The organism is Saliniferula longa (genome assembly GCF_050789285.1).
Lineage (GTDB): Bacteria > Pseudomonadota > Alphaproteobacteria > Rhodobacterales > Rhodobacteraceae > CAVPWP01.
The window spans coordinates 266,241-291,922 of record NZ_JBOUVX010000002.1; the positions used below are offsets into that span (position 1 = coordinate 266,241).

The 25,682-nt window shown below is 66.8% G+C and carries 26 protein-coding genes; 5 read left to right on the forward strand and 21 right to left on the reverse strand.

Annotated features, from left to right (window positions below; translation table 11 throughout):
- Positions 1 to 86 precede the first annotated feature (86 nt).
- Positions 87 to 584, forward strand: coding sequence for a hypothetical protein (locus tag ACRDNQ_RS07810; RefSeq protein ID WP_431828092.1), 498 nt, complete (start codon positions 87 to 89; stop codon positions 582 to 584).
- 55 nt (positions 585 to 639) lie between these two features.
- Here ACRDNQ_RS07810 and infB read toward each other — a convergent pair whose 3' ends face one another.
- The 7 genes from infB to pip form a co-directional block, all read right to left on the reverse strand.
- Positions 640 to 3,147, reverse strand: coding sequence for a translation initiation factor IF-2 (gene infB, locus ACRDNQ_RS07815; RefSeq protein WP_431828093.1), 2,508 nt, complete (start codon positions 3,145 to 3,147; stop codon positions 640 to 642).
- Entirely contained in the window at positions 3,144 to 3,776 is a 633-nt protein-coding gene (locus ACRDNQ_RS07820; protein ID WP_431828094.1) for an RNA-binding protein, read from the reverse strand. Before ACRDNQ_RS07820 ends, infB begins: the two co-directional genes overlap by 4 nt.
- A gap of 22 nt (positions 3,777 to 3,798) precedes the next feature.
- The gene (gene nusA, locus ACRDNQ_RS07825; protein ID WP_431828095.1) at positions 3,799 to 5,406 is read right to left on the reverse strand and encodes a transcription termination factor NusA; all 1,608 of its coding nucleotides are present in this window, start codon (positions 5,404 to 5,406) and stop codon (positions 3,799 to 3,801) included.
- 3 nt (positions 5,407 to 5,409) lie between these two features.
- Positions 5,410 to 5,994, reverse strand: coding sequence for a ribosome maturation factor RimP (gene rimP, locus ACRDNQ_RS07830; protein WP_431828096.1), 585 nt, complete (start codon positions 5,992 to 5,994; stop codon positions 5,410 to 5,412).
- A 207-nt stretch (positions 5,995 to 6,201) separates the two neighbouring features.
- Positions 6,202 to 6,834 (reverse strand): CAP domain-containing protein, encoded by a 633-nt coding sequence (locus tag ACRDNQ_RS07835; protein ID WP_431828097.1) that lies wholly within the window; start codon positions 6,832 to 6,834, stop codon positions 6,202 to 6,204.
- A gap of 119 nt (positions 6,835 to 6,953) precedes the next feature.
- Positions 6,954 to 8,432 carry an ABC transporter substrate-binding protein gene (locus ACRDNQ_RS07840; protein ID WP_431828098.1) on the reverse strand — a complete coding sequence of 493 codons (1,479 nt, stop codon included), beginning with the start codon at positions 8,430 to 8,432 and terminating at the stop codon, positions 6,954 to 6,956.
- A gap of 10 nt (positions 8,433 to 8,442) precedes the next feature.
- Positions 8,443 to 9,417, reverse strand: a complete 975-nt coding sequence (pip, locus tag ACRDNQ_RS07845; protein WP_431828099.1) for a prolyl aminopeptidase — start codon at positions 9,415 to 9,417, stop codon at positions 8,443 to 8,445.
- Between the two features lie 71 nt (positions 9,418 to 9,488).
- Here pip and ubiG point away from each other — a divergent pair, with 71 nt between their 5' ends.
- On the forward strand, positions 9,489 to 10,229 hold the full coding sequence (gene ubiG, locus ACRDNQ_RS07850; protein WP_431828100.1) for a bifunctional 2-polyprenyl-6-hydroxyphenol methylase/3-demethylubiquinol 3-O-methyltransferase UbiG: 741 nt from the start codon (positions 9,489 to 9,491) through the stop codon (positions 10,227 to 10,229).
- Here the strand turns inward: ubiG and ACRDNQ_RS07855 are convergent.
- Genes ACRDNQ_RS07855 through ACRDNQ_RS07870 form a run of 4 tightly spaced genes read right to left on the reverse strand, consistent with a single transcriptional unit; the run spans position 10,204 to position 12,501 of the window.
- Positions 10,204 to 10,668, reverse strand: a complete 465-nt coding sequence (locus ACRDNQ_RS07855; protein WP_431828101.1) for a MarR family winged helix-turn-helix transcriptional regulator — start codon at positions 10,666 to 10,668, stop codon at positions 10,204 to 10,206. The genes ubiG and ACRDNQ_RS07855 overlap by 26 nt on opposite strands.
- The gene (locus ACRDNQ_RS07860) at positions 10,665 to 11,498 is read right to left on the reverse strand and encodes a carbon-nitrogen hydrolase family protein (protein ID WP_431828102.1); all 834 of its coding nucleotides are present in this window, start codon (positions 11,496 to 11,498) and stop codon (positions 10,665 to 10,667) included. Before ACRDNQ_RS07860 ends, ACRDNQ_RS07855 begins: the two co-directional genes overlap by 4 nt.
- Positions 11,499 to 11,501: 3 nt before the next feature.
- Entirely contained in the window at positions 11,502 to 11,762 is a 261-nt protein-coding gene (gene grxC, locus ACRDNQ_RS07865) for a glutaredoxin 3 (protein ID WP_431829088.1), read from the reverse strand.
- 34 nt (positions 11,763 to 11,796) lie between these two features.
- Positions 11,797 to 12,501 (reverse strand): double zinc ribbon domain-containing protein, encoded by a 705-nt coding sequence (locus ACRDNQ_RS07870; protein WP_431828103.1) that lies wholly within the window; start codon positions 12,499 to 12,501, stop codon positions 11,797 to 11,799.
- Between the two features lie 58 nt (positions 12,502 to 12,559).
- Between ACRDNQ_RS07870 and ACRDNQ_RS07875 the strand changes: the two genes are divergently transcribed.
- Positions 12,560 to 13,417 carry a methyltransferase domain-containing protein gene (locus ACRDNQ_RS07875; protein ID WP_431828104.1) on the forward strand — a complete coding sequence of 286 codons (858 nt, stop codon included), beginning with the start codon at positions 12,560 to 12,562 and terminating at the stop codon, positions 13,415 to 13,417.
- Between the two features lie 62 nt (positions 13,418 to 13,479).
- Positions 13,480 to 14,571, forward strand: coding sequence for a ferrochelatase (gene hemH, locus ACRDNQ_RS07880; RefSeq protein ID WP_431828105.1), 1,092 nt, complete (start codon positions 13,480 to 13,482; stop codon positions 14,569 to 14,571).
- A 37-nt stretch (positions 14,572 to 14,608) separates the two neighbouring features.
- Here the strand turns inward: hemH and ACRDNQ_RS07885 are convergent, their stop codons facing one another.
- Positions 14,609 to 15,202 carry a L,D-transpeptidase gene (locus tag ACRDNQ_RS07885; protein ID WP_431828106.1) on the reverse strand — a complete coding sequence of 198 codons (594 nt, stop codon included), beginning with the start codon at positions 15,200 to 15,202 and terminating at the stop codon, positions 14,609 to 14,611.
- Between the two features lie 166 nt (positions 15,203 to 15,368).
- Between ACRDNQ_RS07885 and dalA the strand changes: the two genes are divergently transcribed.
- A complete protein-coding gene (dalA, locus tag ACRDNQ_RS07890; RefSeq protein ID WP_431828107.1) occupies positions 15,369 to 15,902 on the forward strand; it encodes a divisome-associated lipoprotein DalA in 534 nt (177 codons plus the stop codon).
- A 34-nt stretch (positions 15,903 to 15,936) separates the two neighbouring features.
- On the opposite strand, the gene ACRDNQ_RS07895 is transcribed toward dalA, so the two are convergent.
- The 9 genes from ACRDNQ_RS07895 to hslO form a co-directional block, all read right to left on the reverse strand.
- Positions 15,937 to 16,431 carry a L,D-transpeptidase family protein gene (locus ACRDNQ_RS07895; RefSeq protein ID WP_431828108.1) on the reverse strand — a complete coding sequence of 165 codons (495 nt, stop codon included), beginning with the start codon at positions 16,429 to 16,431 and terminating at the stop codon, positions 15,937 to 15,939.
- Between the two features lie 87 nt (positions 16,432 to 16,518).
- On the reverse strand, positions 16,519 to 17,307 hold the full coding sequence (locus ACRDNQ_RS07900) for an ion transporter (protein WP_431828109.1): 789 nt from the start codon (positions 17,305 to 17,307) through the stop codon (positions 16,519 to 16,521).
- 5 nt (positions 17,308 to 17,312) lie between these two features.
- Positions 17,313 to 18,563, reverse strand: coding sequence for a class I SAM-dependent RNA methyltransferase (locus ACRDNQ_RS07905; RefSeq protein WP_431828110.1), 1,251 nt, complete (start codon positions 18,561 to 18,563; stop codon positions 17,313 to 17,315).
- A 3-nt stretch (positions 18,564 to 18,566) separates the two neighbouring features.
- Positions 18,567 to 18,989, reverse strand: coding sequence for a VOC family protein (locus ACRDNQ_RS07910; RefSeq protein ID WP_431828111.1), 423 nt, complete (start codon positions 18,987 to 18,989; stop codon positions 18,567 to 18,569).
- Between the two features lie 63 nt (positions 18,990 to 19,052).
- On the reverse strand, positions 19,053 to 20,879 hold the full coding sequence (locus tag ACRDNQ_RS07915) for an ABC transporter ATP-binding protein (RefSeq protein ID WP_431828112.1): 1,827 nt from the start codon (positions 20,877 to 20,879) through the stop codon (positions 19,053 to 19,055).
- Positions 20,876 to 22,735, reverse strand: coding sequence for an ABC transporter ATP-binding protein (locus tag ACRDNQ_RS07920; RefSeq protein WP_431828113.1), 1,860 nt, complete (start codon positions 22,733 to 22,735; stop codon positions 20,876 to 20,878). The genes ACRDNQ_RS07915 and ACRDNQ_RS07920 overlap by 4 nt, the downstream gene beginning before the upstream one ends.
- Before the next feature lie 170 nt (positions 22,736 to 22,905).
- A complete protein-coding gene (locus ACRDNQ_RS07925; protein ID WP_431828114.1) occupies positions 22,906 to 24,072 on the reverse strand; it encodes a CCA tRNA nucleotidyltransferase in 1,167 nt (388 codons plus the stop codon).
- Positions 24,069 to 24,662, reverse strand: coding sequence for a CoA pyrophosphatase (locus ACRDNQ_RS07930; RefSeq protein WP_431828115.1), 594 nt, complete (start codon positions 24,660 to 24,662; stop codon positions 24,069 to 24,071). Before ACRDNQ_RS07930 ends, ACRDNQ_RS07925 begins: the two co-directional genes overlap by 4 nt.
- Positions 24,652 to 25,650, reverse strand: a complete 999-nt coding sequence (gene hslO / locus ACRDNQ_RS07935; protein ID WP_431828116.1) for an Hsp33 family molecular chaperone HslO — start codon at positions 25,648 to 25,650, stop codon at positions 24,652 to 24,654. Before hslO ends, ACRDNQ_RS07930 begins: the two co-directional genes overlap by 11 nt.
- Positions 25,651 to 25,682 lie beyond the last annotated feature (32 nt).

Sequence of the window (25,682 nt, forward strand, 5' to 3'; positions counted from 1 at the left end):
AGGGCCGACAGTCCGGGTTTCCTGCGGGCGCGCAATCCGGCATTCTGACGGCGCGCAGAGCGCGCGCCCGGGGGATCAGGTTCATCATGGCTGACAGTCCAAAATCCTTCACCCGTGCGTCCGTGCGGCGGGTCAGCGCCCTGATGATGGCGCTTGTCGGGGTGCTGATATTCACCGTCCTTCTGGTCGAGGATGTGGGCCTCGTGCCGCAGGAGGCCACCGCGAGCCTGCCCTGGAAACTCATCACACAATATGCCGCAGCCATGGCGGTTGGCGGAGCGGTGGCCGGGGCGCTTCTGTCGGGGCTGTTCGGAAAGCGGGGCGTGGGAGGCTGGCTTCTGGCGGCCGTTGGCGGGATCGTCGCCTCGACCGTCGCGGGGCTTCTGGGAAGCGCGGTCGGCCTTCTGCCCAGCCTTCTGCGCGACGGGTTTGACATGGGCGATCTGATCGCCGTGGGTTTCGGCGCCGCCCTTGCGCCGATCGCGCTGATCGGCAACCCGCTGCGCCTGGCAGTCTGGGTGCTGCTGATCGCCCTGACCCATCTGTGGTGCCAGAGGATTCGTCACCAAAGCCAGGTGGCCTGAACGGAAACGGGCGGCCCCTTGGGACCGCCCGCTCTGGAAATGCTCGCTTCTCGGATCAGCCGAGCGACCGTTCGACTTCCTCGCGTTCGAAGATCTCGATCACGTCGTTCGGGCGGATGTCGTCGTAGTTCTCGAAGGCCATGCCGCATTCCTGGCCCGACTGGACCTCGGGCACTTCGTCCTTGAAGCGCTTGAGCGTCTTCAGCGTGCCTTCGTGGATCACCACGTTGTCGCGTAGAAGCCGGACGCCGGCCGACCGCCGGGCGACGCCCTCGGTCACAAGACAGCCCGCGACCTTGCCGACGTTCGAGACCTTGAAGACTTCGAGGATCTTCGCATAGCCGATGAAGTTCTCGCGCACCTCGGCCTTGAGAAGCCCCGAGGCAGCCGCCTTCACGTCGTCCACAAGATCGTAGATCACGCTGTAATAGCGGATCTCGACACCCTTCTGGTTCGCGGCGTTCCGCGCCGGCGCATTGGCGCGCACGTTGAAGCCGATGACCGGGGCGCCCGAGGCTTCGGCAAGACCCACGTCGGTTTCGGTGATGGCGCCGACGCCCGAGTGCAGCACGCGCACGCGCACCTCCTCGTTGCCGATCTTCTCCATCGCCTGGACGATCGCCTCGGCCGAACCCTGCACGTCGGCCTTCACGACGATCGGAAGCTCCGAGATGTTCTTGTCGTCCTTGGCGCGGGCCATGAGCTGTTCCAGCGTCGTCGCCGCACCGGCCGCCGCGCGCTTGTCCTTGGCAAGCTGCTCGCGATAGGCAGCGATCTCGCGCGCCTGGGCTTCGGTTTCGACCACGTTCAGAACGTCGCCGGCCTCTGGCGTGCCGTTCAGGCCAAGCACCTCGACCGGCTCGGACGGGCCGGCGGCTTCCACCCGCTCGCCCTTGTCGTTCACCAGTGCGCGAACCTTGCCCCACTTCTCGCCGACGACGAAGATATCGCCCTGGCGCAGCGTGCCGTTTTGGACAAGCACGGTGGCGACCGGGCCCCGGCCGACGTCAAGCTGGGCCTCGATCACCGCGCCCATGGCGGCGCGATCGGGGTTGGCTTTCAGTTCAAGCACTTCGGCCTGAAGCGCGATGGCCTCCAGGAGGTCGTCAAGGCCAAGTCCCGACAGGGCCGACACTTCGACATCCTGGACGTCGCCCGAAAACTCCTCGACCACGACTTCGTGCTGAAGAAGGTCGGTGCGCACCTTCTGCGGGTTGGCCGACGGCTTGTCGATCTTGTTGATCGCCACGATCATCGGGACCTTCGCCGCCTTGGCGTGGTTGATCGCCTCGACCGTCTGCGGCATCACCGCGTCGTCGGCGGCAACGACCAGCACGACGATGTCGGTCACCTGCGCGCCCCGCGCGCGCATCGACGTGAACGCGGCGTGGCCAGGGGTATCGAGGAAGGTCAGCGTGGCGCCGCTGTCGGTCGTCACCTGGTAGGCGCCGATATGCTGGGTGATCCCGCCTGCTTCGCCGGCGACGACCTTGGTCTTCCGGATCGCATCAAGAAGCGACGTCTTGCCGTGGTCGACGTGCCCCATGATCGTGACGACCGGAGGACGCGGCCGAAGATCATCCGGCTTGTCGTCGACCGAGTCGATGACCTGCTCCACGTCGGCGTCCGACACGCGCACGACCTTGTGGCCGAATTCCTCGATGATGAGTTCGGCGGTGTCGGCGTCGATGGTCTGGTTCTGGGTGGCCATGATGCCGCTCTGCATCAGGGCCTTGACCACGTCGGCAACACGTTCGGCCATGCGGTTGGCAAGCTCCGACACCATGATGGCCTCGGGAAGTTGAACCTCGCGCACGACCTTCTCGCGGTCCTGAAGCCCGCCCATCGCCTTCTGGCGGGCGCGCTCCTGCTTGCGCTTCATCGCGGCAAGCGATCGTTGGCGGCCGCCCTCGCCCCCGGCAAGCGCCTGGTTCAGGGTAAGTTTCCCGGCCCGGCGAACATCGTCGTCGCCGCGGGTCGGCTTGCCCTTGACCTCGCGCCGGTCGTCGCGTTCGCGGTCGACCTTGCGCGGGCTGGGCGCGGGGGCCGCACCGCGGGGGGCGGAACGGTCGGCAGCGGGGGCCTTCTCCGCCTCGACCGGGGCGGGCGCGGCGGCACGGGCTGCCTCGTCGGCTTCCTCCTGCCGCTTTCGTTCCTCTTCCTCGGCCTTCTGGCGGGCGCGCTCTTCGCGCTCGCGCTCTTCGCGTTCCTTCTGTTCGGCTTCGCTGCGGCGGCGTTCGCGTTCTTCGGCGCGCGCCTGCTCTTCGGCGGCGCGGCGTTCCTCATCCTCGGACTCGCGGGCCTTTGCGGCGGCAAGCGCCTTCATCCGCCGTTCAAGTTCGGCGTCAGAAATGCCTGCGGGCCTCTTGGACGGATCTCCCATCGCCGCGCCGGCGGTTCCGGTCGCGGATTTCTGGGCTCCGGGTTTCGGCACGACCACCCGCTTGCGCTTGGTCTCCACCACGACGTTCTTCGTCCGGCCGTGGCTGAAGCTTTGCTTCACCTGTCCGGAACGGCCGCCGCTGAGAAGGCCGAGTGTCTTCTTGCCGTCACTATCGCTCATTTGGTCTGTCTTACCTTTCCGGCGGGTATACCGCCGTCCAATTCGCGAACGCCCGAAAGCCGCAACGCGTCCTCCCGAACAAGATCGGTGAGTCCGCCCGCGGCAAGCGCCGCATGTATCACATGTTCCCGCCCGAAGGACAAACCCAATTCTGAGGCGGTCAGGACCTCGAAATGGGTGCCCTCTCCGGGCGGCGGGCGCAGCCGCGATTTCTCGCGCGCGGACCCGTCAGACGCCTGAAGAAGAAGGACCGCGTCCCCCTTCACCAGCCAGTCCAGCACCTTCTCGCGCCCCGCCACCGCCAGCCCGGCCTTGCGTGCCAGCGACAGCCGCTCGGAGAGCTGCGCCAGAAGCCGGCGTTCGACATCCTCAACCAGCGTCGGCGGCAGCGTGACCTGCTGGCGCGCGGCGCGCGAGAAGAGGTTCTTCTTCACGGCCGTGGCCAGCGCCTCGCGCCGGGCCGTGACCCAGATGCCGCGCCCGGGCAGCTTGCCCGCGACATCCGGGACGACCACGCCCTCCGGGCCGACGACGAACCGGATCAATCCAGCGGTTCCGCCGACCTCGCCGGTGACGATGCACCGCCGTTCGGTCGTCGTCCGGTCCTTTTCGCGCCCGCCCCGCGTCACGGGTGCCTCCCGGGGCCGAAAGTCAGGCCCCGGCCTCCTCTTCCTCGACTTCCTCTTCGCTGGCCAGCTCGTCGGGGTCGACCCAGCCAAGCTGGACGCGCGCCGTCATGATCATATGCTGCGCTTCTTCCAGCGAGACGTCGAACTTCTCGAGCAGGCCATCGTCCTTCACGCGCTCGCCGTTCACCGTGGTCCAGCCGCCGGCAAGTTCCCAGTCGGCGCAGGTGGCGAAGTCTTCCAGCGTCTTCACGCCATCCTCGGCCAGCACTTCCAGCATCTGGGGTGTCAGCCCTTCGAAATCAATCAGGCTCTGTTCGACGCCAAGCTCGGTCGCGCGTTCAAGCGCCTTGCGGTTCATCTCGTCGATGTGGTCGCGGGCGCGGGCCTGAAGCTCGTTCGCGGTGCTTTCGTCCACGCCGTCGATCACCAGAAGCTCGTCGATGTCGACATAGGCGACCTCTTCGAGGTTGGTAAAGCCTTCCGACACAAGGAGCTGGGCGAAGAACTCGTCAAGGTCGAGCGTGTCCATGAAAAGCCGGGTGCGCTCTTCGAACTCGGCCTGACGGCGGCGGCTTTCCTCTTCCTCGGTCATGATGTCGATGTCGAGCCCGGTCAGCTGGCTGGCCAGACGCACGTTCTGACCGCGCCGGCCGATGGCAAGCGACAGCTGCTCTTCGGGAACGACGACCTCGATCTTGCCGGCTTCTTCGTCAAGGACGACCTTGGTCACTTCGGCGGGTTGGAGCGCGTTCACAAGGAAGGTCGGCTGGTCCTCGTTCCAGGGGATGATGTCGATCTTTTCGCCCTGAAGCTCGTTCACCACGGCCTGAACGCGGCTGCCGCGCATGCCGACGCAGGCGCCGACCGGATCGATCGAGCTGTCGTAGCTGATCACCGCGATCTTGGCGCGGCTGCCCGGGTCCCGGGCCACGGCCTTGATCTCGATGATGCCGTCGTAGATCTCGGGAACTTCCATCTTGAAGAGTTCGGCCATGAACTCGGGCGCGGTGCGCGACAGGAAGATCTGCGGGCCGCGCGCCTCGCGACGGACGTCCTTGATGTAGCAACGGATGCGGTCGTTCGGGCGATAGCTTTCACGCCCGATCTTTTCGTTCCGGCGCAGGATGGCCTCGCCCGTGCCCACGTCGACGATGACGTTGCCATATTCCTCGCGCTTGACCTGCCCGTTGATGATGGTGCCGACGCGGTCCTTGAACTCTTCGTACTGGCGGTCGCGCTCGGCCTCGCGGACCTTCTGCAGGATGACCTGCTTGGCCGACTGTGCCGCGATCCGGCCCATGTCGACGGGCGGAACCTCGTCCACGATGGTGTCGCCGGGCTTGGGATCCTCGAGGTACTGCTTCGCCTGCTCAACCGTCAGCTGGGCCTGATAGTTCTCAAGCTCGTCCTCGGGGCCGATCACCGTGCGGACCCGGGTGAAAGTGGCCTTCCCGGTCTTGCGGTCGATCTTGACGCGGATGTCCATTTCCGAGCCGTAGCGGGACTTGGCCGCACGGGCGAGGCTTTCCTCCATCGCCTCGATGACGAGGCCGGGATCGATCATCTTCTCGCGCGCGACGGCCTCGGCCGTCTGCAGAAGCTCAAGCTGGTTGGCGGAGGTAATCGCCATGTCTCAGTCCTCCTCTTGGGACGTGTCGGTCTCTATCTCGTCGAATTGGCTTTCGTCCACGATGCCCGCAGCCTTTCTCTGGCGCAGCATCTCGCGGATGAGGTCGTCGGTCAGGACAAGCTTGGCGTCGCTCAGCCAGTCGAACTTCAGGCCGATCGTGACCTCTTCGCCCTGCTCCTCGATGCCGATCAGAACCTCGTCGCCCTCGACGCCCTGAAGGATCCCCTTGAAGCGGCGGCGGCCGTCGATGAGTTCGGTCGTCTCGATCCGCGCCTCGTGCCCCGACCAGGTGTCGAAATCCTTGAGCCGGGTCAACGGCCGGTCGATTCCGGGCGAGGACACCTCGAGCGTATAGGCGTCTTCCAGCGGGTCCTCGACATCGAGCGTCGCGCTGACCGCAGTAGAAATCCTTGCGCAGTCGTCGACCTCGATCCCACCGTCGGGGCGTTCGGCCATGATCTGCAGCGTCTTGGTCTTTCCGCCCATCAGACGAATGCGCACAAGCTCGAACCCCAGGCCTTCGATGACCGGGGTCACGATCTCGGCGAGGCGCCGGTCGATGCTGGCTTTTGCGATCAGGTCGGACATGGATTCAGACACAAAAAAACGGGCGCGCGGCCCGTGGAAAGTTTCCGGTGGAGCCTTGGGGGTGGAAGCCAAGACGCCGCTGTTGAAGGCCATATAGGCGGGTGGTCCGGGAATCGCAAGAGGAAAGGAACGGGCCGGGGGCGCCGCCCCCGGACCCCCGGGATATTTGGGCCAAGAAGAAACGGACTTGCCGCCCCTTCCCGACCGTCAGCCGACGAAATTCTGCGTCAACCAGAAGCGGCCGCAGTACTGGGCCTTCGGGTCGAAGGCGACAGCGGTGCTGATGCGCGTGACATTGCGGTCGAGAATGTTCTTGCGGTGCCCGGGCGAGTTCATCCACAGGTCGACCACGTGGCGCGCGAGGCTGGCATAGCTGTGCGCGGGAAGCGGGCGGCCATCATGGGTGGCGAACTGGCAGGCGCTCGAGTTGACGATGCGGAAGCGCATGTTGTCGATCTGGTAGCGGTGCACCATCCCGATGTTCTCGGCGCCGGTGCGGAACTTCACGCCCGAGGCCTTGACCCGCTGCGACAAGGACGCCTTGCCCGGAACCGTGCTGCGATGGCTGAGCGTCTGGGTCGAGGCCATCCAGACGCTGTGGCCCTTGGCGACGCTGGCAAGGCCGTTTCCGGCATCGGACAGCGCCGGCAGGCCCGCACGGCAGCGGTGGAAGTTGACTTCGGCCCGGACGGCGGCGTCGAGCAGGTTCTGGTCGATCCGTTCGGCAGGGACCACCGTCCCTTCGGCCTTGGCCGGGATCTTCCGGCTGCAGGCTTCGGCGGCGGTCGTGGCGATCGACAGGGCCAGGACGGCCATGGCGACTATGATTGATGCTCTCATCCCCAGATCCTAAGCAGACATTCCCCGAGGGTCGGAGTATCCGCAGGTTTTGGGCCACAATTGGGCAGGTGGCTGGCGACGTTAAGACATTTCTTGGAGAGTCGGCGGAATCCCGCGTGTCAGGCGAACCACCAGCGCTCCGCCACACGACCGTCGTCAAGGGTCGCGGTGCGGCCGATGATCGGACCATGGGCAAGACGCGACGTTCCGGCGAAGAGGAAATCGGCGTGCAACGGGACCGCAACGGTGCCCAGTGCCGCAACGAGGCGTTGCAGGTCGGCGAAGACGTCGGCCCGCGCCGCCGAAGAGGAGATGGCCCGGCCCCGTCGAAGCAGCGCGTCGAACTGGGTGCGGGTCTTCTCCCCCGCCACCCAGGGCAGATCGGGCGCGGGGCCCGTGGAGAAGGCCCAGTCTTCCGTCGGCCGCCCAGAGGCGGGATGAAAGGTCACGGCTTCCGGCGCGGTGGCGATTTCGAACCCCGCGCGTGAGACGGCCTCGGCCAGGACGTCGTCGCCGGCCGCGCGCCGTCCGAGCGCCAGCGGCAGGCCCGAGAGCCCGGCATCTTCCAGAAGGCGGCGGGCGCGGTCGGGGTCCCAGAGGTCGGGTCGCGCCTCGGCGTGGATGTTGACGGGCCCGACCGGGGTGTCCCATCCAGGGGCGCCATGGCCGGCAAGCAGACGGTCGGCCATGAGACCGCGCGGGAGGCCGTGCACAAGGGCCTGTCTCAGCGCGAAGGCGTCGCCCGCGGACAGGCCGCGCGGCGCGCGCGCGACGATCTGGCCGTTGCCGCGCACGGTGGCGACTTCGAAGCGCGGCATCCGGCGAAGGACTTCTGCCGCCTCGGGATCGAGGTCGTCGATCAGGTCGACCCGGCCGTGCAGCAGCGCCTCGATCCGCTCCTGTCGGGACGGCAGGGCCAGAAGCTCGACACTGTCGAACCAGCCGGCGTCGCCATCCTTCCAGTGGCCCGAGACCCGTTCCGCCAGAAGGCGACGGCCGGGTGCAAAGCTTTGAAGTCGATACAAGCCCGTGCCGAGTCCTGCCCGAAGGGCCGCCTGCGCGTTGCGCGCGGGATGCATGACCAGGTGCGGGTCCGACAGCAGGAAGGGGAAATCGACGCGGGCCGAGGCCAGTTCGATGCGGATCCGGTCCACGGACAGGCGGCGAATGGCAGTGACCTCCGTCAGGAGGCGCCCACCCGGGGTGGCCGGCCCGGAGCGAAGGTGACGCCGCAGGCTTGCCACGGCATCGTCGGCGGTGAAGGGTTGGCCGTCGTGGAAGCTGACGCCGCGACGCAGCTGGATGTCCCAGGCATGGGCGCCGTCGCGGCTTTCCCACTGGCTGGCAAGCTCGCCCCGCAGGGTGCCGTCTGCCGTGACCTCGGTCAGCGTCTCGAACAGAAGACCCGCGCCCGCCACCTTCATGAAGGGACCAAAGGGCCGCATTGCCGAGAAGCCGTCGCTTGGATGGGCGCCCGACAGGCCAAGACGCAGATGCCCGCCCCGGACCGGCGCAGCCGAGGCGCCCAGACCCGACGCGGCGAAGATCGCCGCAGCCGCGCCCGAGGTCAGAAGCCTGCGTCGGTTGAGCGCGTTCATCGTCCCGCCCTCAGATCACGTTCCGCAGGCGATCGGTGGTGCGGACAAGCTCGGCCGAGATGCCGGGCTCGGACAAGGCGTGCCCGGCGCGCGGCACAAGGACCAGGCGCGATCCGGGCCACGCCTCGTGCAGCCGGTAGGCGCCCGACGGCGGACAGATCATGTCGTAGCGGCCCTGCACGATGGTGCCGGGGATGTGGCGGATGCGCTCCATGTTCGAAAGGATCCAGCCGTCTTCCTCAAGAAAGCCGCCGTTGACGAAATAGTGGTTCTCGAGACGGGCGAAGGCACGGGCGTATTCCGACGGGCTGTCGCCGCCCGGTCCGTCGTTGGCGATCGAGGCAAGGGTGTTCTCCCAGCTGGCCCAGGCGCGTGCGAAGCGCGTCTCGATCGCGTGATCGCCCGAGAACAGGCGGCGCGCATAGGCGGCCAGCAGGTCGCCGCGCTCGTCCTCGGGGATGGGGCCGAGAAAACGCGCCCACATGTCGGGCCAGAACTGCCCAGCCCCGCCGCCGTAGAACCAGTCAAGCTCGGCCTGCGTCATCAGGAAAACGCCGCGCAGCACAAGGTGCGCGACGCGCGACGGATGGGTCTGCGCATAGACCAGTGCCAGCGTGGCGCCCCAGCTGCCGCCGAAGACAAGCCAGCGGTCGACGTCAAGGTCCTGGCGGATACGCTCGATGTCGCGGACAAGGTGCCAGGTGGTGTTGGCCTCGACGCTGGCATGGGGGCGCGAACGACCGCAGCCGCGCTGATCGAACAGGACGATGCGGTAATGCGACGGGTCAAAGTAGCGACGCATGGCCGGGCTGCAGCCGCCGCCGGGCCCCCCGTGCAGGACGATCACCGGCACCCCGTCGGGGTTTCCGCATTGCTCGACATAGACGCGGTGGCCGTCGCCGACGCTGAGCATCCGCTGATCGAAGGGCTCGATCGGCGGGTAGAGAAAATGTGACGCAGTGGTTTTGCCTGCTGCCTTGTCCATGATCGCTCTATATAACGCGGGGCCGCCTTGTTCCACGGGGCGGCGTGTAGATTCCTAAGCGCGAGACCGTGATGACCGCAACAACGATCGACCCCGCCGAGATCGACAAGTTCCAGGCCATGGCCGACGAATGGTGGAATCCCGAAGGCAAGTTCAAACCGCTCCACATGCTGAACCCATGCCGGCTGGACTATATCACATCGCAGATCGCTGCCGAATTCGATCGTGATCTTTCCGCGGCGCGGCCGTTCGAAGGGCTGCGCCTTCTCGACATCGGGTGCGGCGGCGGCCTTCTGAGCGAACCGATGGCGCGTCTTGGGGCCGACGTCGTGGGCGCGGATGCAGCGGCGCGCAACATTCCGGTGGCGCGGCTGCACGCCGAACGCTCGGGGCTGACGATCGACTACCGGCACACCTCGGCCGAGGCGCTGGCCGAGGCCGGCGAGCGCTTCGATGTCGTGCTGAACATGGAAGTCGTCGAACACGTGTCCGACCCGCAGGTCTATCTGACCGCCTGCCAGGAGCTTCTGAAGCCCGGCGGGTTGATGATCTGCTCGACCCTCAACCGCAATCCGAAAAGCTTCATCATGGCGATCGTGGGGGCGGAATACGTGATGCGCTGGCTGCCGAAGGGCACGCACGAGTGGAAGAAGTTCATCACCCCCGACGAACTTTACGACCTGATCGGCAAGGCCGGCCTCGATCCTGTCGACCGCAAGGGCTTTGTCTTCAACCCGGTCACATGGTCCTGGTCGATTTCGGCCCGGGACCTGTCGTGCAATTACGTCACGGCTTCGGTGAAGTCGGCCTGAGGTCTTCGTCGAAGCGCGCGCGGATCTCGCGCAGGACGGGAAGCGCCACGCGCACCTTGTCAGCCCCGATCGCATCGACCGATTCGGCGATGATCGGCGTGATCGCGGCCAGCGCCGCGTCGCGCGCCGCCCGGCCCGAAGGGCTGATGGACACGAACTTGCGCCGCGCGTCGTCCCAGTCGGGGCGGATATGGACATGTCCGGCCCAGGCCAGCTTGCCCAGCGTATTCGTCATCGCCCCCCGCGTGACATGGAACGATCGGGCAAGCTGCGCCGGGGTCTTTTCGCCGCCGCTACGGGCAAGATGATTGAGCACCGAGAAGTGGCTGAGTTCCATTCCCTTGGGCAGCGCGCGCGACAGCCGGTTCCGGACAAGCTGGTCGGCCATCACGAGTTCGCTGAACAGCGCGACGGCAAGGGGCTCGTTCGGGTCAGTCATCGGGGTCCGTGAAACTTTCGGTCGTGGCGCAGCGACGGCACGCGTCTGCGCGCATGTTCCACTTCGGCGGGGTCAAGTTCAACAAGCGTCACGCCCGGTTCGGTGCCGGCATCGGCCAGAACCTCGCCCCAGGGCGCAACGGCAAGGCTGTGACCATGGGTTCTGCGCGGTTTTCCGGCAGTCGCGGGATGGGTTCCGGTCTGGGCTGGCGCCAGGACATAGCACCCCGTCTCGATCGCGCGGGCACGCAATAGCACCTCCCAGTGCGCGGCGCCGGTCACCGGCGAAAACGCCGCCGGAACGCTCAGCACCGTCGCACCCGCCTGGGCAAGGCCGCGGTAGAGGTAGGGAAAACGCAGGTCATAGCAGACCGACAGGCCAAGGGTGAACGGACCGACTGCGGCGGTGACGGCGCGATCGCCCGGACGGAACCCCGCGCTTTCGCGATAAGTCTCCTCGGGCGTCACATCCACGTCGAACATATGGATCTTGTCGTAGCGCGCCGCGATCGCGCCGTCGGGCGCGATCAGGAACGACCGGTTGACGAAGCGGCCGTCGCCCCCGTCCTGTTTGAGCGCGAGCGAGCCGACCAGAAGCCAGATGTCCAGCGCCGCGGCCTGTTCGCGCAGGCCGGCAAGGGTGATATCCTTGTCCTCGGTCCGAAGCACATCGGCCTGGCGGTCACGGCTGGAGGAAACGCAGTTTGTGACCTCGGGCGTCAGAACGAAGGTCGCCCCTTTCGCGGCCGCCTCGGCGACAAGCGCCCGGGTCATCGGCAGGTTCGCCGCCGGATCGTCGCCCGATGTCAGCTGAACCAGACCCGCCCGCATCCGTCAGCCCGCGGCGAGCAGAGGGTCCAGCTTGCCTGCCCTCTCCATCGCGTAAAGATCGTCGCAGCCGCCGACATGGGTGCCCCCGACGAAGATCTGAGGCACGGTGTAACGCCCATTCGCGCGTTGCATCATCGCCTGACGCAGCGCCGGGTCGCGCGAGACGTCGAATTCGGTGAAGACGACGCCCTTCTGGGTCAGAAGGCGCTTGGCGGCATGGCAGAAGCCGCAGGACGGAGAGGTATAGATCTCGACGGTTTGCATGGGCATGGCCCCGGAAATGCGTGTTGACGCATATCTAGGGGGTCTTTGCCACGCGCGCCAGCACCAGCACCGAGACCTGCGTTGCGCCGGCGGCAAGGCAGGCAGTCGCGCAGGCCGAGAGGGTCGCCCCCGAAGTCATCACGTCGTCCACAAGAACGATATCCTGCCCGGTCAGGGGCCGGGCGGCGCGAATCGCAAGCTCGGTGTTGGCGAACCGGGCCTCGACCCCAAGACCATCCTGCACGGGCGTCTTGCGGACCCGCCGAAGGGCATCGGGCGTCGCCTGAAGGCTGGTCAGCGCGGAAAGCGCGCGTGCAAGTTCGGCCGCCTGGTTGTAGCGGCGCGAAAAAAGGCGCGTCCAGTGCACGGGAACCGGCACAAGGACGACGCCGGACGTCAGGATGTCGCGCCCTGCCTCGGCCAGCCAGCGCGCCGCCGGGCGCGCAAGATCGGTTCGGTCGCCATGCTTGAGGCGCAGCACGATGCGCCGGGCATTGCCGTCGTAAAGAAGGGCGGCGCGGCCCTTTGCCCAGGGTCGGGGCAGCCCGAGGCAATCGTCGCAGATCGCCGTACCATCGGCGCGATCCCCCAGAAGCGGCTGACCGCAGGCATCGCAGCACAGGCCCCTGATGAAGGGCGTGTCGGCCCAGCACGCCGGGCACAGACCGTGCGCGCCCTCGACTAGCGCGCCACAGCCGACGCATTGGTCGGGGTAAAGAAGGCGGATCGCGCCTTTCATCAGCACCGCAGAGCGCCTAGGTAGCGCCGAAAGCAACCCGCGGGACATCGTGCGAGACATGGCCGGGCCTCATCTTCTGTTCGATCGGGCGGCGCTTCGGCGGCAGCGAACCCGGGCCGCCCTGACCGGGCCGGACCTGTTCCTGCACGTGCACCTTGCCCTTCTCCTTGAGGAAAGGCTTGCCGAGGTTAACAGGTCGTTTACACGATCTGCGCTGGTGGCGCCCTTCCTGCAGCCCTTTTCGAAGCTGATGCCTTGGGCGGCGGCGATCGCGGACGACGAGCTGCTCGACCTGCAGCCCGAGGCGCACGACCTTGTCGTTCACGCCATGGCGCTGCACTGGGCCAACGATCCTGTCGGCCAGATCGTGCAGGCGCGGCGGGCGCTGACGCCCGACGGGCTGTTCCTTGGCGCCTGCCTTGGCGGCCGAACCCTGTCGGAGCTGCGCACCGCCCTGACCGAGGCCGAGGTGCGACTGACCGGGGGCCTGTCACCCCGCATCGCCCCGATGGGCGAGATCCGGGATCTGGGCGCGCTGATCCAGCGGGCCGGATTGGCCCTGCCGGTGGCCGACAGTCTGGCCCTGACGGTCGAATACCGCGACGCGCTTCACCTGATGCGTGACCTGCGCGCCATGGGCGAAGGCAACGCGCTGGCCGCGCGGCGTCGGGGTATCGCGCCCCGCGCGCTGTTTGCCGACGCCGCGCGGATCTATGCGGACCGCTTCGCCTTGCCCAACGGACGCATCCCCGCGACCTTCGAATTCGTGTTTCTCACCGGCTGGGCACCGGCCGACAGCCAGCCCAGGCCCCTGCGTCCCGGGTCGGCGGCGACGCGGCTGGCCGATGCGCTGGGCGTGGATGAACACCCGGCGGGGGATCCGGCGGACCCCGCGGGGAACGCGCCAAAAGTTTGACCTTTCGGCAAAAGCCGTTATTTCACCGCCAAACCTTCCAATTCCGATATGGACCGCGCAAGATGCTCGATGCGAACGCTCAGCGGAACGATGCCGCCTTGAAGACCGAGACTGTCACGCGTGCCTCCCACCTGCCGGTGGACCATCCGCCGCTGAAGCGGGCGAAGACCGGCGTGCTTCTGGCCAATCTTGGAACGCCGGACGGCTATGACTACTGGTCGATGCGACGCTATCTGAACGAGTTCCTCTCGGACCGTCGCGTCATCGACTACAGCCCCTGGATCTGGCAGCCGCTGCTGCAACTCATCATCCTGTCCAAGCGGCCGTTTTCGTCGGGCGCCGCCTACAAGTCGATCTGGAACGAAGAGGCCGGCGAAAGCCCGCTGATGACGATCACCAAGGCGCAGACGTCCAAGATCGCCGCCGCGATGAAAGCGCGTCACGGCGACGACGTCATGGTCGACTTCTGCATGCGTTACGGCAATCCCTCGACGCCGGCCAAGGTGCGCGAGATGACCGAGGCCGGCTGCCGCCGCATCCTGTTCTTCCCGCTTTATCCGCAATATGCCGGGGCGACCACCGCCACTGCGAACGACCAGTTCTTCCGGTCGCTTCTGGACCTGAAATGGCAGCCCCCGGTGCGCACCGTTCCGGCCTATTTCGACCGTCCATCCTATATCGACGCGCTCGCGCAGTCGGTCGAGCGCGCCTATGGCAAGATGGACCAGAAGCCCGACATCCTGGTCTGTTCGTACCACGGCGTGCCGAAGCGCTATTTGATGGAGGGCGACCCCTATCATTGCCAGTGCCAGAAGACGACGCGGCTTCTGAAGGAGCGGCTGGGCTGGGGCGACGACAAGATCATCACCACCTTCCAGTCGCGCTTCGGCCCTGAAGAGTGGCTCAAACCCTATACGGTCGAGGAAGTCGCCGCGCTGGCGAAAGCCGGAAAGAAGCGAATCGCGGTGATCGCGCCCGCGTTCTCGGCCGACTGCATCGAGACGCTCGAAGAGATCAACGAGGAGATCCGCGAAAGCTTCGAACATGCGGGCGGCGAGGACTTCACCTATATCCCCTGCCTGAACGACGACGACGCGCATATCGCGGCGCTGGCGGAAGCGATCGACGAAAACCTGAAGGGCTGGATCGATTGATCCAGCCCTTCGGTCTTGTCGTCCTGTCGGCCGGACGTCAGATCAGCAGGACCTGCGTGCCGACCTTCGCCATTTCGTAAAGCTCTTCGATGTGCTCGTTGTAAAGGCCGATGCAGCCGTTCGACGATCGCCGGCCGATCTTGCGCGTATCGTGGGTGCCGTGAATCCGGTAATAGGTCCAGCTCAGGTGAAGTGCGCGGGTGCCCAGCGGATTGTTCGGCCCCGGCGGAACGTAATCGGGCCATTCCGGGTTGCGCTGCCGCATCGCCGGCGTCGGCCGCCAGTCGGGCTCGGGGTCCTTCAGCGTGACCTGCGTGCGTCCCCGGCGCGTAAGATCCTCGCTCAGCGGGACGGAGGTCGGATAAAGCCGGTAGGTCATCCCGTCCGGCGACCAGTAGTGCAGCGCGCGCGACGAGATATCGACAAGGATCGCGCCGTTGGTGAGGCTGTCGAAATAGGGTTGCCAGTCCTGCGAGCGAAAGCTCGAGGCGTTGCGCATGACGGTTCCGGACAGTTGCCGCTCCATCTCGACGGTATTCGGCAGCTCCTGCCCAAAGGCAGGCGCCGCAGCCACGGCAAGACCTGCACCGATGAAGCCCCGCCGGCTCAACGTCGTCTTCGCGTCGCTCATCTCTTTCCTTCCCTCGATTCCCTCGAACAGTCAGCCTTCGATGCTATTCACTTCGGCGAGATTTCGCAATTCACGCCTGTGTCAGCATTGCATCGTGGCAACGGTTCCATTTGAACCGCCATCTGCAAGGCTGTAATGCTTCGCAAAATTCTGCCATCGAGGCCCCATGAAGACTGTTGTCGCCCTTCTTTCCGCCGCCCTTTTCCTGTCGGCCTGTGCTGCGCCCGAGGGCCCGCGCATCGGTCCCGACGGACAGCCGCTGCCGCAGGTCTACCGGATCACGGCACGGGAGGAGAATCGGATCCCGTTCCGGATGCTCGACTCGGTCAACGCGCTGCGGCAGGTGCAGGGCGCGCAGCCGCTTCGCCTGAACGCCGAGCTGAACGCGGCCGCCGCGACCCATTCGCGCGACATGTCGGTGCAGAACCGGCCGTGGCATTTCGGGTCCGACGGATCGTCGCCCATCGACCGGGTGTCGCGTGTCGGCTACAACGGCCGCTTCCTGGGCGAGAACATCTCGGAGACCTACGAGACCGAGCTGCAGACGCTCAGTGCCTGGATGTCGACCCCCGAGACGCGCGGGGTCATCATGGATCCCCGCGCAAGCGACATGGGCTTCGCCTGGTATCAGGAAGAAGGCGGCAAGATCTGGTGGACGCTGATCACGGGTCAAAGCGGCGCCGGACCGCTGGCCTTCTGATCCTCAGCCTCGACGTCCGGCGAACTTCGTTTGTTCAGTCCAGAATCGTGATCGGCGTGCCGGTGCGGACCATCGCGTAGATGTCCCGCATCTCCTTGTTGCTGACGGCGATGCAGCCGGCCGTCCAGTCGCGCGACCGCACCCGTTTCCCGTTCGGTTCACCGTGGATGAAGATGTCGCCGCCGGGGCTGACGCCCATGGACTGTGCGCGGGCCATATCCTCAGGGCTGGGATAGGAAATCCCCAGCGACAGGTGGTACGCGCTTTCGGGGTTGCGGCGGTCGATGTAGTAGTGGCCGACCGGTGTGCGCCCGTCGCCTTCGCGTTCCTTGTGGCCGCGCGGCTGGAAGCCAAGGTCGATGTCGAACACGCGCAGCGGCGTGTCGTGATGCATCAGGTACATCTTGCGGCTTTCCTTGGCGACGATGATCCGCGTCACTTCGGGGCCGTTGTAGGTGTAGGTCTTCGGCGCGCATCCCGCTAGGATCAGCACGCCGGCGAGGATGATCGCGCCGAGAGAGAATTTCATCTGCCTGCCCGTTCCGAATTACTTTCGGTTATGGCCAAATCATACCCGAGTTCTCGGAAGCAGAAAAGCAGGTTTGAGTAAACGAATCTAGGATCCTTCGCGCCGGCTCTGTGCATCCAGACGGGTCTCGATCGCGGTCAGGCGGGACAGGACCTCGTCGCGGTAGGCATCGGTGGCCGTGTTGGCCTCTTCGGCATGGGCGTCCTGCATCGAGTTGACGATGAGACCGACAAGAAGGTTCACCACCGCAAAGGTCGTGACCATGATGAAGGGCACGAAGAAAGCCCATGCGTAGGGATAGACCTCCATGACCGGGCGGACGATGCCCATCGACCAGCTTTCCAGCGTCATGATCTGGAACAGAGAATAGGCCGACCGGCCCAGCGTGCCGAACCAGTCGGGGAAACTGGCAGCGAACAGCTTCGTCGCCATCACCGCGCCGATGTAGAAGATCAGCGCCATCAGCAGAAAGACCGAACCCATGCCGGGCAGCGCGGTGATGAAGCCTTCGACCACTCGGCGCAGCCGTGGCGCGACCGAGATGACGCGCAACAGCCGCAGGATCCGCAGTGCCCGCAGCACGCTGAGGGTCTGGGCCCCGGGAACTAGCGCGACGCCGACGATCACGAAATCGAAGACATTCCAGCCCGACCGGAAGAAGGCCAGACGATGGGCCACCAGCTTGAGCGCGATCTCGATCACGAAGACCGCAAGGCAAGCCATGTCGAGCGCGCGTATCAACGGCCCCCATTCCGCCATCAGCGTCGGCGAGGTCTCCAGGCCAAGAAGCACGGCGTTGAACAGGATCACGCCAAGAATGGTGTTCCGCACGGCCGCTTGGTCGAGGAACGCCTGAAGGCGGGTCCGGAAAGTCATCGGGGTCAGGTCCTTTTCGGGCTTCGGACAGGCCGCGCGAAGGCGGCGGCCAGTTCGACATGGGCGCTCCAACGGAACTGGTCGATCACGTCGATCCATTCAAGTGCATATCCATCGTTTGCAAGGATTTGCGCGTCGCGGGCGAAGGTGACCGGATTGCACGACACCATCGCAAGGCGGGGCGGTCCGTCGGCGGCAAGCCGCCGGACCTGCGCCTCGGCCCCCGCGCGCGGCGGGTCAAGGACCGCGGCGTCGAAGCGGGCAAGCTCGGCCGGCTCAAGCGGGCGGCGGAAAAGGTCGCGCGTTTCAGTCGTTACACGGTGCAGCCCGGGCGCGTGCCGCCAGCCGCGGTCAAGGGCCGAAAGCATCGTGCCGTCGCCCTCGACGGCATGAACCTCGGCCCGCGCCGCCAGCGGCAGCGCGAAGGTGCCGAGACCGGCGAACAGGTCCGCGATCCGCCGGGCATCGCCCACCGCCTCGACGACCGAATCGCGAAGCGCCGCCTCACCGTCGGCGGTGGCCTGAAGAAAGGCTCCGGGCGGCGGCACGACCGTGGCCGGCCCGATGCGGATCGCGGGCGGACGCCGTTCGGCCAGAACCTCGCCGTTCCAGGTCACGCGGGCAAGGTCGTACGCCTCGGCGACGGCAAGCAGTTCGGACCAAAGCGCGGGGTCGATCGGCTTGGCCTCTTCGACGGCCACGTCGATGCCCGCGTCCGACGCAAGGACCTTCAACCGGACCTGCCCCTTGCGCGACGCGCCCAGCGCGGTCAGCGCCTCGAAGGCGGGCAATGCGGCAAGGATCGCGGGATCAAGCACCCGGCAGTCGGGAATCGCGACCACGGTATCGCTGGCGCGGCTGTGAAATCCCACAAGCGGGCCGGGCTTGGTGCGCAGGCCCGACAGCGTCGCCCGCCGCCGCGTCGAGGGCGGCGAGGTCTGCAGACGGCGGATCGGCGCCGGCAGGCCGCGCGCCTCCATCGCGGCGCGCACGATCCCGGTCTTCCAGTCGGCGACGAACCGGTCGCTGGCGTGCTGGATCACGCAGCCCCCGCACCGGCGATACTGCGCGCAGGGCGCACGCACCCGGTCGGGCGACGGCGTCAGGATGCGCGGGGCGGACAGTTGATCGCCGACGACCACGCCTTCGACCACCTCTCCGGGCAGGCACATGGGGACGAAGACCGGCCCGGGCGCGATCCCGTCGCCCTTGTGGCCCAGCCGGTCCACGGTCACGCGGATCGCGTCGCCCTCCATGGCCTAGGGCAGCGCGATCGCGGGGCTGAAGGCATAGCCTTCGGGGCTGAGGATCGTCGCCTCGCGCAGTCCGTGGGGCTTGTCGCGCGGCGGCTCGACCACGGTTCCGCCGACCGTCTCGGCCCGTGCCGCCGCCGCGTCCGGGTCGATTCCGAACAGGTAGAACTGCGCGCCCGTTCCGCGCGGCGCCGCCTCGGGCAGAAGACCGTGCAGCGGATGCGCGCCAAAGGTCGCGTCGGCATGAAGCTGGAACAGGCTGTCGCCATGCCGGACGATGGCGAAATCGCCCGACAGCCGATGCACCTCGAGCCCGAAGGTCACCGACAGGAATTCCGCAAGGCGGCGCACGTCCGGCGACAGAAGGTTCACGCCGAGGCCGGACAGGCTGCGTCCGAACTGATCTGCGGGAACGGTTTCGAAATCCATGCGGGTCTCCGGCGGTATGACAGAAACGCTGCCCTAAATCCCTGCGCTGCGCCAGTGCCTTCGCTATTCCGCCGCCTGCGCGGGTTCGGTTCCGATGAACCCGCCGGATTGCCGCTCCCAGAACCGGGCATAAAGGCCGCCTTGGGCCAGAAGCCCGGCATGGCTGCCCTCTTCGACGATTCGGCCATCCTGCATCACGACGATCCGGTCCATGCGCGCGATGGTCGACAGCCGGTGGGCGATCGCCAGCACCGTCTTTCCCTCCATCACGTTTTCAAGCGCGTGCTGAATCATCGCCTCGACCTCGGAATCAAGCGCGCTTGTGGCCTCGTCAAGCACAAGGATCGGCGCGTCCTTCAGGATCGCGCGGGCAAGGGCGATGCGCTGTCGCTGACCGCCCGACAGTTTCACACCGCGTTCGCCCAGATGCGCGTCATAACCCGTGCGGCCCTTGAAATCCTCGAGCTTGAGGATGAAGTCGTGGGCTTCGGCGCGCCTGGCGGCGTCGATCAATTCCTCTTCGGTCGCATCGGGGCGGCCATAAAGGATGTTGTCACGCGCCGAGCGATTGAACATCGCCGTTTCCTGCGTGACCATCGCGATCTGCCGGCGCAGGCTTTCCTGAGTGACGTCGCGCACGTCGTTGCCATCGATCAGAACGCGCCCGGCCTCGGCGTCGTAAAGCCGCAGCAAAAGCGCGACGAGCGTGGATTTGCCTGCCCCGGAGGCACCGACGATACCCACCTTCTCGCCCGGACGGATGGCCAGGCTGATGTGTTCGACACCTCCGCTGCGCCGCCCATAGGCGAAGGCCACATCATCGAAGACGATTTCGCCCCGCACCCGGTCAAGCCGGTGCGCGCCCGGCGCGTCCTGCAGGGTGTGCGGCGGGGTCAGGGTGCGGATGCCGTCCTCGATCTCGCCCAGGCTTGCGTAGATCGACATGAGGGTGAAACTGACCCAACCCGTCATCTGCGACAGCCGGAAGGCGATGGCGCTGGCGGCGGCGATGTCACCGGCCGAGGCCGCGCCCCGGGTCCAGAGCATCAGCGTGCCACCCACAAGGATCACCGGAACAAGGCCCGCGACCACCATCAGCGCAAAGCGGAACGACGCCGAGACGAGTCCGAAGGCATGGGCGCGCTCGCGGTACTGGTCCATGCTGCGCAGCGCGGCGCGGTCTTCGTGTTCGGCGTGGGCGAACAGCTTGACCGTCTTGATGTTGGTGATCGTATCGACGACCTGCCCCGTCACGTTGGCGCGGGCCGAGGCGCGGGCGGTGGACCGTTCACGGATACGCGGCATGTAGAACCGGATCAGCCCGATGTAGGCCAGAAGCCACAAGGACAGTCCCAGCGCCATCCACCCGTCGATCGCCAGAAGGAAGATCGCGGAGCCGACGACCGAGGCCAGCGCGAAAAGGACGGTGTTGATCACTTCGGTCGCGACATCGGTCACCGCGCGGGCGGTCTGCATCTGCTTCTGCGCGACGCGCCCGGCGAAGTCGTTGTCGAAGAACGTCACCGCCTGCCCAAGGGTGAAGCGGTGGATGCGCGACAGCACCTGCGGCATCAGGTTCGGCGCGACCCAGACCGACTGGGTACGCGCCGAGGCGCCGAACACCAGCGGGCGCAGGATGACGTAGAAGACCACGAAACCAACGAAAAGCCACAGGTTGTCCACGAAGAACGCCGCCGGAGACGAGGCAAGGGCAGCGTCGACGATCCAGCCCAGCATCAGGGCCGACACGACCTCGAACGTGCCCGCCAGCATCGAGACAAGCCCCGCGACCGACAGCATCGCCCAGGACCCGCCCAGCGCCCAGCGCAGAAAGGCGACAAGCGTCTGGGGCGGGGCCTCGCCCACGCGGACGAAAGGGTCGATCCTCATTCCGCGGCCTCGGCCGGGTCGCCGTCGTCCGACCCCAGGAAACCGCCCGACTGGCGCGACCAGAAGCGGGCGTAAAGACCGCCCAGCGCAAGAAGCTCGGCATGGCTGCCGTCTTCGACAACGCGGCCACCATCCAGGACGACGATGCGGTCCATGTGCTGGATCGTCGACAGGCGGTGCGCGATGGCCAGAACCGTCTTGCCCTCCATCATGCCGTAAAGCGTCTTCTGGATGGCGGCTTCGACTTCGGAATCCAGCGCGCTCGTGGCCTCGTCCAGAACAAGGATCGGCGCGTCCTTCAGGATCACCCGGGCCAGCGCGATGCGCTGGCGCTGTCCACCCGAAAGCTTCACGCCGCGCTCGCCCACCTGCGCGTCATAGCCGCGACGGCCCTCCTGATCCTCGAGTCCAAGGATGAAGTCATGGGCCTCCGCCCGCTTCGCGGCGGCGATCATCTCGTCCTCGGTGGCGTCGGGGCGTCCGTAAAGGATGTTCTCGCGCACCGACCGGTGGAGCAACGAGGAATCCTGCTGCACCACGCCGATATGGGCGCGCAGGCTGTCCTGCGTGTGCTCGCGGATCACCTGGCCATCCAGAAGGATGCGCCCTTTCTCGACGTCGTAGAACCTTAGCAGCAGCTTCACGAGGGTCGACTTTCCCGCACCCGAGCGCCCGACAAGCCCGACCTTCTCGCCCGGGGCGATGGTCAGCGAGATGTTGTCGAGCCCGCCCCGACCCCGGCCATAGTGGTGCGACAGGTTCTCGATCCGGATCTCGCCACGCGTCAGGGACAGCGGGTTCGCGCCTTCGGGATCGACAAGGTCGACCTGCTGGGCGATCGTCTCCATCCCCTCGGCCACGACGCCAAGGTTCTGAACAAGGTTGGTCGTCGCCCACATGATCCAGTAGGTCATGTTGTTGAGCCGCAGAACCAGCGCGGCCGCCGCCGCGACGACGCCGGCGGTGGCCGAGCCCTGCGCCCAAAGCCAGATCGCCAGGCCGGTGACCGACACGATCAGGAATCCGTTCAGCGTGGTCAGCGTCACGTCCATCGTGGTGATGATCCGCATCTCGCGCTGAAAGGCCGTCCGGGCATTTTCGATCGCTTCGCGCGCATAGGCGATCTCGCGGTCGTCGTGGGCGAACATCTTGACCGAATGGATGTTGGTATAGCTGTCGACCACGCGCCCGGTGATTGCGCTGCGCGCGTCCGAGCTGGCCGTCGCCGCCGGTCCCGCGCGCCGGATCGTCCAGCGCATGAGCAGAAGGTATCCGCCGATCCACAGGATCATGGGCAGCGCCAGGCGCGGATCGAAGCCCGACAGAAGCGCGATCGACCCGATCAGCGTGGTCACGGCAAAAGCCACCGCGTCGAGAAGCTGGAACACCGCCTCGCCCGCCGCCGGAGGCGTCTGCATGATGCGGTTTGCGATGCGGCCGGCAAAGTCGTTCTCGAACCAGCCCACGGACTGGCGCAGCACGTGGCGGTGCGCCCGCCAGCGGATGAGGGTGCCGAAGTTGGGCAGGATGGTGTTGTGCAGAAGCGCCACGTCAATGCCCGAGATCAGCGGACGTGCGATCAGCACGAAGAGCGCGGCAAAGACGAACTCGCGGCCGTGCTCTTGCCAGATCAGCTCGGGCTGGCCCTTGCCCAGAAGATCGACGATCCGGCTGACGTACCAGATCAGCAGCACCTCGACGCCGGCAACCGCCATCTTGAGGATCGCGGTCACCGCCAGCACGCCTTGGAACGGACGTGCGTATTCGCGCAGGAACGGCCAGAGCCGCTGCGGCGGGCTGTCGGTTTCACGGTAGTCGACGTAAGGGTCGACGAGGGTTTCGAAGAAGCGGAACATCCGGGGGCTCCCGAAGGACAGACGACGATGGAGAAAGCTGGGTGGGGCCTTGGCCGTCACCCACGCGCGTGCAGGCTGAGCTCAGGCGAAGCTGAAGCTGGTGCGTGCACGATCCATCGAAGGCCCTCCGTCAGGTCAGGGCCTGTCCTTATCGCGAAACGCCTGTCCTGTCACCCCCGTCCCGCAAGCGAAAGCAACGCCGCGCGGTCAAGCGTGAAGTCCGACGCGATGAAGGCCTGTTCCAGCCGGGCAAGCTCCTTTCCAAGGGCGGGGCCGGCGTAGGCAGGCATCAAATCGGCCGCGCGAAGCGGGAACCGGGCGTCGGCACCCCGGGCGATGGCGGCGGGCGTGCCCGCGTCAGGGGGGGCCCCGGTCAGCGCGGCCCGCACAAGCGCGGCGTCACGCGCTGCCTCCGCGCCGTGGCGATAGGCGGTCTCGGCCGGCGCAGCACCATCAAGCGCTGCGCCACGAATCGTGGCCCGACGACGTTCGTCTGCGTTCGACAGGCGCAGACGCTCGGCTGGATCATCGCCCCCCAGGACGGCAAGCCGCCGGACGGCGTCGGGTGCCAGATCGGTCTGGGCCTCGAAATGGACCAGCGGCGCGAGTGCGGTTGCGTCCGCGCCGGGCAGGACATGGGCGAGGATGCCCAGACGGTCCATCACGGCGACTTCGGGTGCCGGATCGGGGGCGGCAAGAAGCTTCATCATCTCGGCGCCCACCCGTTCGCGCGACAGCCGGTCAAGACCGTCCAGGGTCGCGGCGATGGCGGCAAGCGCGTCGGGGTCGAAGCCCTGCGTGGTGTCGGCATACCAGGCATGGAACCGGAAGAAGCGAAGGATCCGCAGGTAGTCCTCGCGGATGCGCGCGTCGGCAGACCCGATGAAGCGCAGGCGGCGGGCGTGCAGGTCGGTCAGGCCGCCAACGGGATCGACGATCTCGCCCTCGGGCGTGACGTAAAGCGCGTTCATGGTGAAGTCGCGGCGATGCGCGTCGCTCGACAGATCGGTGCCGAAGGCCACGGTTGCACGGCGGCCGTCGGTTTCGACGTCGCGGCGGAAGGTCGTGACCTCGAACGCCGTGCCGTCCGCGACCACCGTGACGGTGCCGTGGTCGATCCCGGTGGGAACGACGTGAAGTCCCGCGGCCCCGCACGCCGCCACCACCCGGTCGGGCGGGGCGTCGGTGGCGATGTCGATATCGGCCACAGGTTGACCAAGCAGCGCATTGCGCACGCAGCCACCGACGAACCACACACCAAGGCCAGCGTCACGCAATGCCGCGACGACGCGGCGGGTGGCTGGCGCGTCAAGCCAGGGGGCGGACAGTCGCGTCATCCGCCCAGCCTGTCGGCGAAAGCCCGCAGGATGCGCGCCGTCGCGCCCCAGATATAGTAGGGCCCCCAGGGCACGGCATAGTACAGCCGGCGCTGTCCACGCCACATCCGGCCCTCGATCACGTAGCTCGCCGGGTTCGCGACATGCGCCAGGGGAACCTCGAACACCTCGTCGACCTCCCCCGCTTCCGGGACGCCGGCGAAAGGCGAACGGATCAGGCCAAGGACGGGCGTTACCGAATACCCGGTCACGGTTTCGTGCGGCGGCATGGTGCCCAGCACCTCGACATGCGCGGGATCAAGCCCGACCTCCTCCTGCGCCTCGCGCAGGGCCGCCGCGGGCGCGTCCACATCGCCCGGGTCAAGCTTGCCTCCTGGAAAGGCGATCTGTCCGGGGTGATGGCGCAGGCCCGAGGCCCGCTTGGTCAGGATGACACGTTCGGCCGCCGTGACGGCCAGAAGGACCGCCGCCGGCGTCAGTCGCCGCCCGGCAGGCGGCGCGAAATCGCGGTTGAGGTCGAAGTCCGACGACGGCCGGCCCGCACGGGCCAGCGCCGCCGTGACCCGGTCCTTCAGCGGATCAGGCGTCATCCGACGGGCCGTGCACGGCCTCGAACCCTAGCGTCGCCGGGTCGAATTCGTAATGCGCGCCGCAGAACTGGCAATCGGCGGTGACGATGCCTTCATCGGTCGTCATCGTCGCGATGTCCTTGGCCGAATAGATCGACAGGCTGCGCCGCACCCGGTCGGGCGAGCAGGTGCACCCGAACTCTACCGGCTGGGCGTCGTAGACGCGGGGACCTTCCTCGTGGAACAGCCGCACCAGAAGGTCGGTCGGATGGACAACTGGCCCCACCAGTTCGAGCGGTTCGACGGTGTTGAGCAGCATGGTGGCGCGCGTCCAGCTCTCGCCCGCGTCGCCGTCCAGGAAATCCTCGGGCATCAGAAGCCCGTCTTCGCCGCTTCCCCCGTCCCGGGCCACAAGCTGCGACTTGGGCATGTGCTGTATCATGATGCCACCGGCCCGCCAGCCCGGGGCTGCGCCAGCGACCTGGCCATGGCCATAGCTCAGCGCGAAGCGCGTCGGCAGCTGTTCGGACTGCGCGAAATAGGCCTCGGCGCACGACGCAAGCGACCCGCCGGCGATCGGTGTGATGCCCTGATAGGGCACGGTGTCCGGCCCCTGGTCGATCAGGATGGCGAAGTATCCCCGCCCGATCTGCGAGAAGGGATCGCCGTCGGGGTCGAGCCGGGCTTCGTCATAGCTGGCGTAGGCCCGGATGCGCGCAGGCTGTCCGTCTTCGGTCGGGCCGAAGTAGTCGGTGGCGATCAGCCGTGCGGGGCCGTCGCTGCGGACCTGCAGCGAAAGCTTCCAGCGCAACTTGATGGTCTGGCCGATAAGCGCGGTAAGAAGCGTCGCCTCGGCCACCAGTGCCTCGATCGGACGGGGATAGTCGTGCTGGGCGAGCACCCGGTCGAGCACGCCGTCAAGACGCGCGACCCGGCCGCGGATGTCCGGTCGGTCAAGCTGGAAGGGCAGGACAGTGTCGTCCCAGGCAATGCGTGATCCTAGCGTCATGGTGTTTCCTTCGGCGGGTTTCCTTGGGGGTT

What these genes read in the sequence shown, in the direction of transcription:
- ACRDNQ_RS07810 (WP_431828092.1), top strand. Translation starts at nt 87, where the DNA reads ATGGCTGACAGTCCAAAATCCTTCACCCGTGCGTCCGTGCGGCGGGTC.
- infB (WP_431828093.1), bottom strand. Translation starts at nt 3,147, where the DNA reads ATGAGCGATAGTGACGGCAAGAAGACACTCGGCCTTCTCAGCGGCGGC.
- nusA (WP_431828095.1), bottom strand. Translation starts at nt 5,406, where the DNA reads ATGGCGATTACCTCCGCCAACCAGCTTGAGCTTCTGCAGACGGCCGAG.
- rimP (WP_431828096.1), bottom strand. Translation starts at nt 5,994, where the DNA reads ATGTCCGACCTGATCGCAAAAGCCAGCATCGACCGGCGCCTCGCCGAG.
- ACRDNQ_RS07835 (WP_431828097.1), bottom strand. Translation starts at nt 6,834, where the DNA reads ATGAGAGCATCAATCATAGTCGCCATGGCCGTCCTGGCCCTGTCGATC.
- ACRDNQ_RS07840 (WP_431828098.1), bottom strand. Translation starts at nt 8,432, where the DNA reads ATGAACGCGCTCAACCGACGCAGGCTTCTGACCTCGGGCGCGGCTGCG.
- pip (WP_431828099.1), bottom strand. Translation starts at nt 9,417, where the DNA reads ATGGACAAGGCAGCAGGCAAAACCACTGCGTCACATTTTCTCTACCCG.
- ubiG (WP_431828100.1), top strand. Translation starts at nt 9,489, where the DNA reads ATGACCGCAACAACGATCGACCCCGCCGAGATCGACAAGTTCCAGGCC.
- ACRDNQ_RS07855 (WP_431828101.1), bottom strand. Translation starts at nt 10,668, where the DNA reads ATGACTGACCCGAACGAGCCCCTTGCCGTCGCGCTGTTCAGCGAACTC.
- ACRDNQ_RS07860 (WP_431828102.1), bottom strand. Translation starts at nt 11,498, where the DNA reads ATGCGGGCGGGTCTGGTTCAGCTGACATCGGGCGACGATCCGGCGGCG.
- grxC (WP_431829088.1), bottom strand. Translation starts at nt 11,762, where the DNA reads ATGCAAACCGTCGAGATCTATACCTCTCCGTCCTGCGGCTTCTGCCAT.
- ACRDNQ_RS07870 (WP_431828103.1), bottom strand. Translation starts at nt 12,501, where the DNA reads ATGAAAGGCGCGATCCGCCTTCTTTACCCCGACCAATGCGTCGGCTGT.
- ACRDNQ_RS07875 (WP_431828104.1), top strand. Translation starts at nt 12,560, where the DNA reads ATGGCCGGGCCTCATCTTCTGTTCGATCGGGCGGCGCTTCGGCGGCAG.
- hemH (WP_431828105.1), top strand. Translation starts at nt 13,480, where the DNA reads ATGCTCGATGCGAACGCTCAGCGGAACGATGCCGCCTTGAAGACCGAG.
- ACRDNQ_RS07885 (WP_431828106.1), bottom strand. Translation starts at nt 15,202, where the DNA reads ATGAGCGACGCGAAGACGACGTTGAGCCGGCGGGGCTTCATCGGTGCA.
- dalA (WP_431828107.1), top strand. Translation starts at nt 15,369, where the DNA reads ATGAAGACTGTTGTCGCCCTTCTTTCCGCCGCCCTTTTCCTGTCGGCC.
- ACRDNQ_RS07895 (WP_431828108.1), bottom strand. Translation starts at nt 16,431, where the DNA reads ATGAAATTCTCTCTCGGCGCGATCATCCTCGCCGGCGTGCTGATCCTA.
- ACRDNQ_RS07900 (WP_431828109.1), bottom strand. Translation starts at nt 17,307, where the DNA reads ATGACTTTCCGGACCCGCCTTCAGGCGTTCCTCGACCAAGCGGCCGTG.
- ACRDNQ_RS07905 (WP_431828110.1), bottom strand. Translation starts at nt 18,563, where the DNA reads ATGGAGGGCGACGCGATCCGCGTGACCGTGGACCGGCTGGGCCACAAG.
- ACRDNQ_RS07910 (WP_431828111.1), bottom strand. Translation starts at nt 18,989, where the DNA reads ATGGATTTCGAAACCGTTCCCGCAGATCAGTTCGGACGCAGCCTGTCC.
- ACRDNQ_RS07915 (WP_431828112.1), bottom strand. Translation starts at nt 20,879, where the DNA reads ATGAGGATCGACCCTTTCGTCCGCGTGGGCGAGGCCCCGCCCCAGACG.
- ACRDNQ_RS07920 (WP_431828113.1), bottom strand. Translation starts at nt 22,735, where the DNA reads ATGTTCCGCTTCTTCGAAACCCTCGTCGACCCTTACGTCGACTACCGT.
- ACRDNQ_RS07925 (WP_431828114.1), bottom strand. Translation starts at nt 24,072, where the DNA reads ATGACGCGACTGTCCGCCCCCTGGCTTGACGCGCCAGCCACCCGCCGC.
- ACRDNQ_RS07930 (WP_431828115.1), bottom strand. Translation starts at nt 24,662, where the DNA reads ATGACGCCTGATCCGCTGAAGGACCGGGTCACGGCGGCGCTGGCCCGT.
- hslO (WP_431828116.1), bottom strand. Translation starts at nt 25,650, where the DNA reads ATGACGCTAGGATCACGCATTGCCTGGGACGACACTGTCCTGCCCTTC.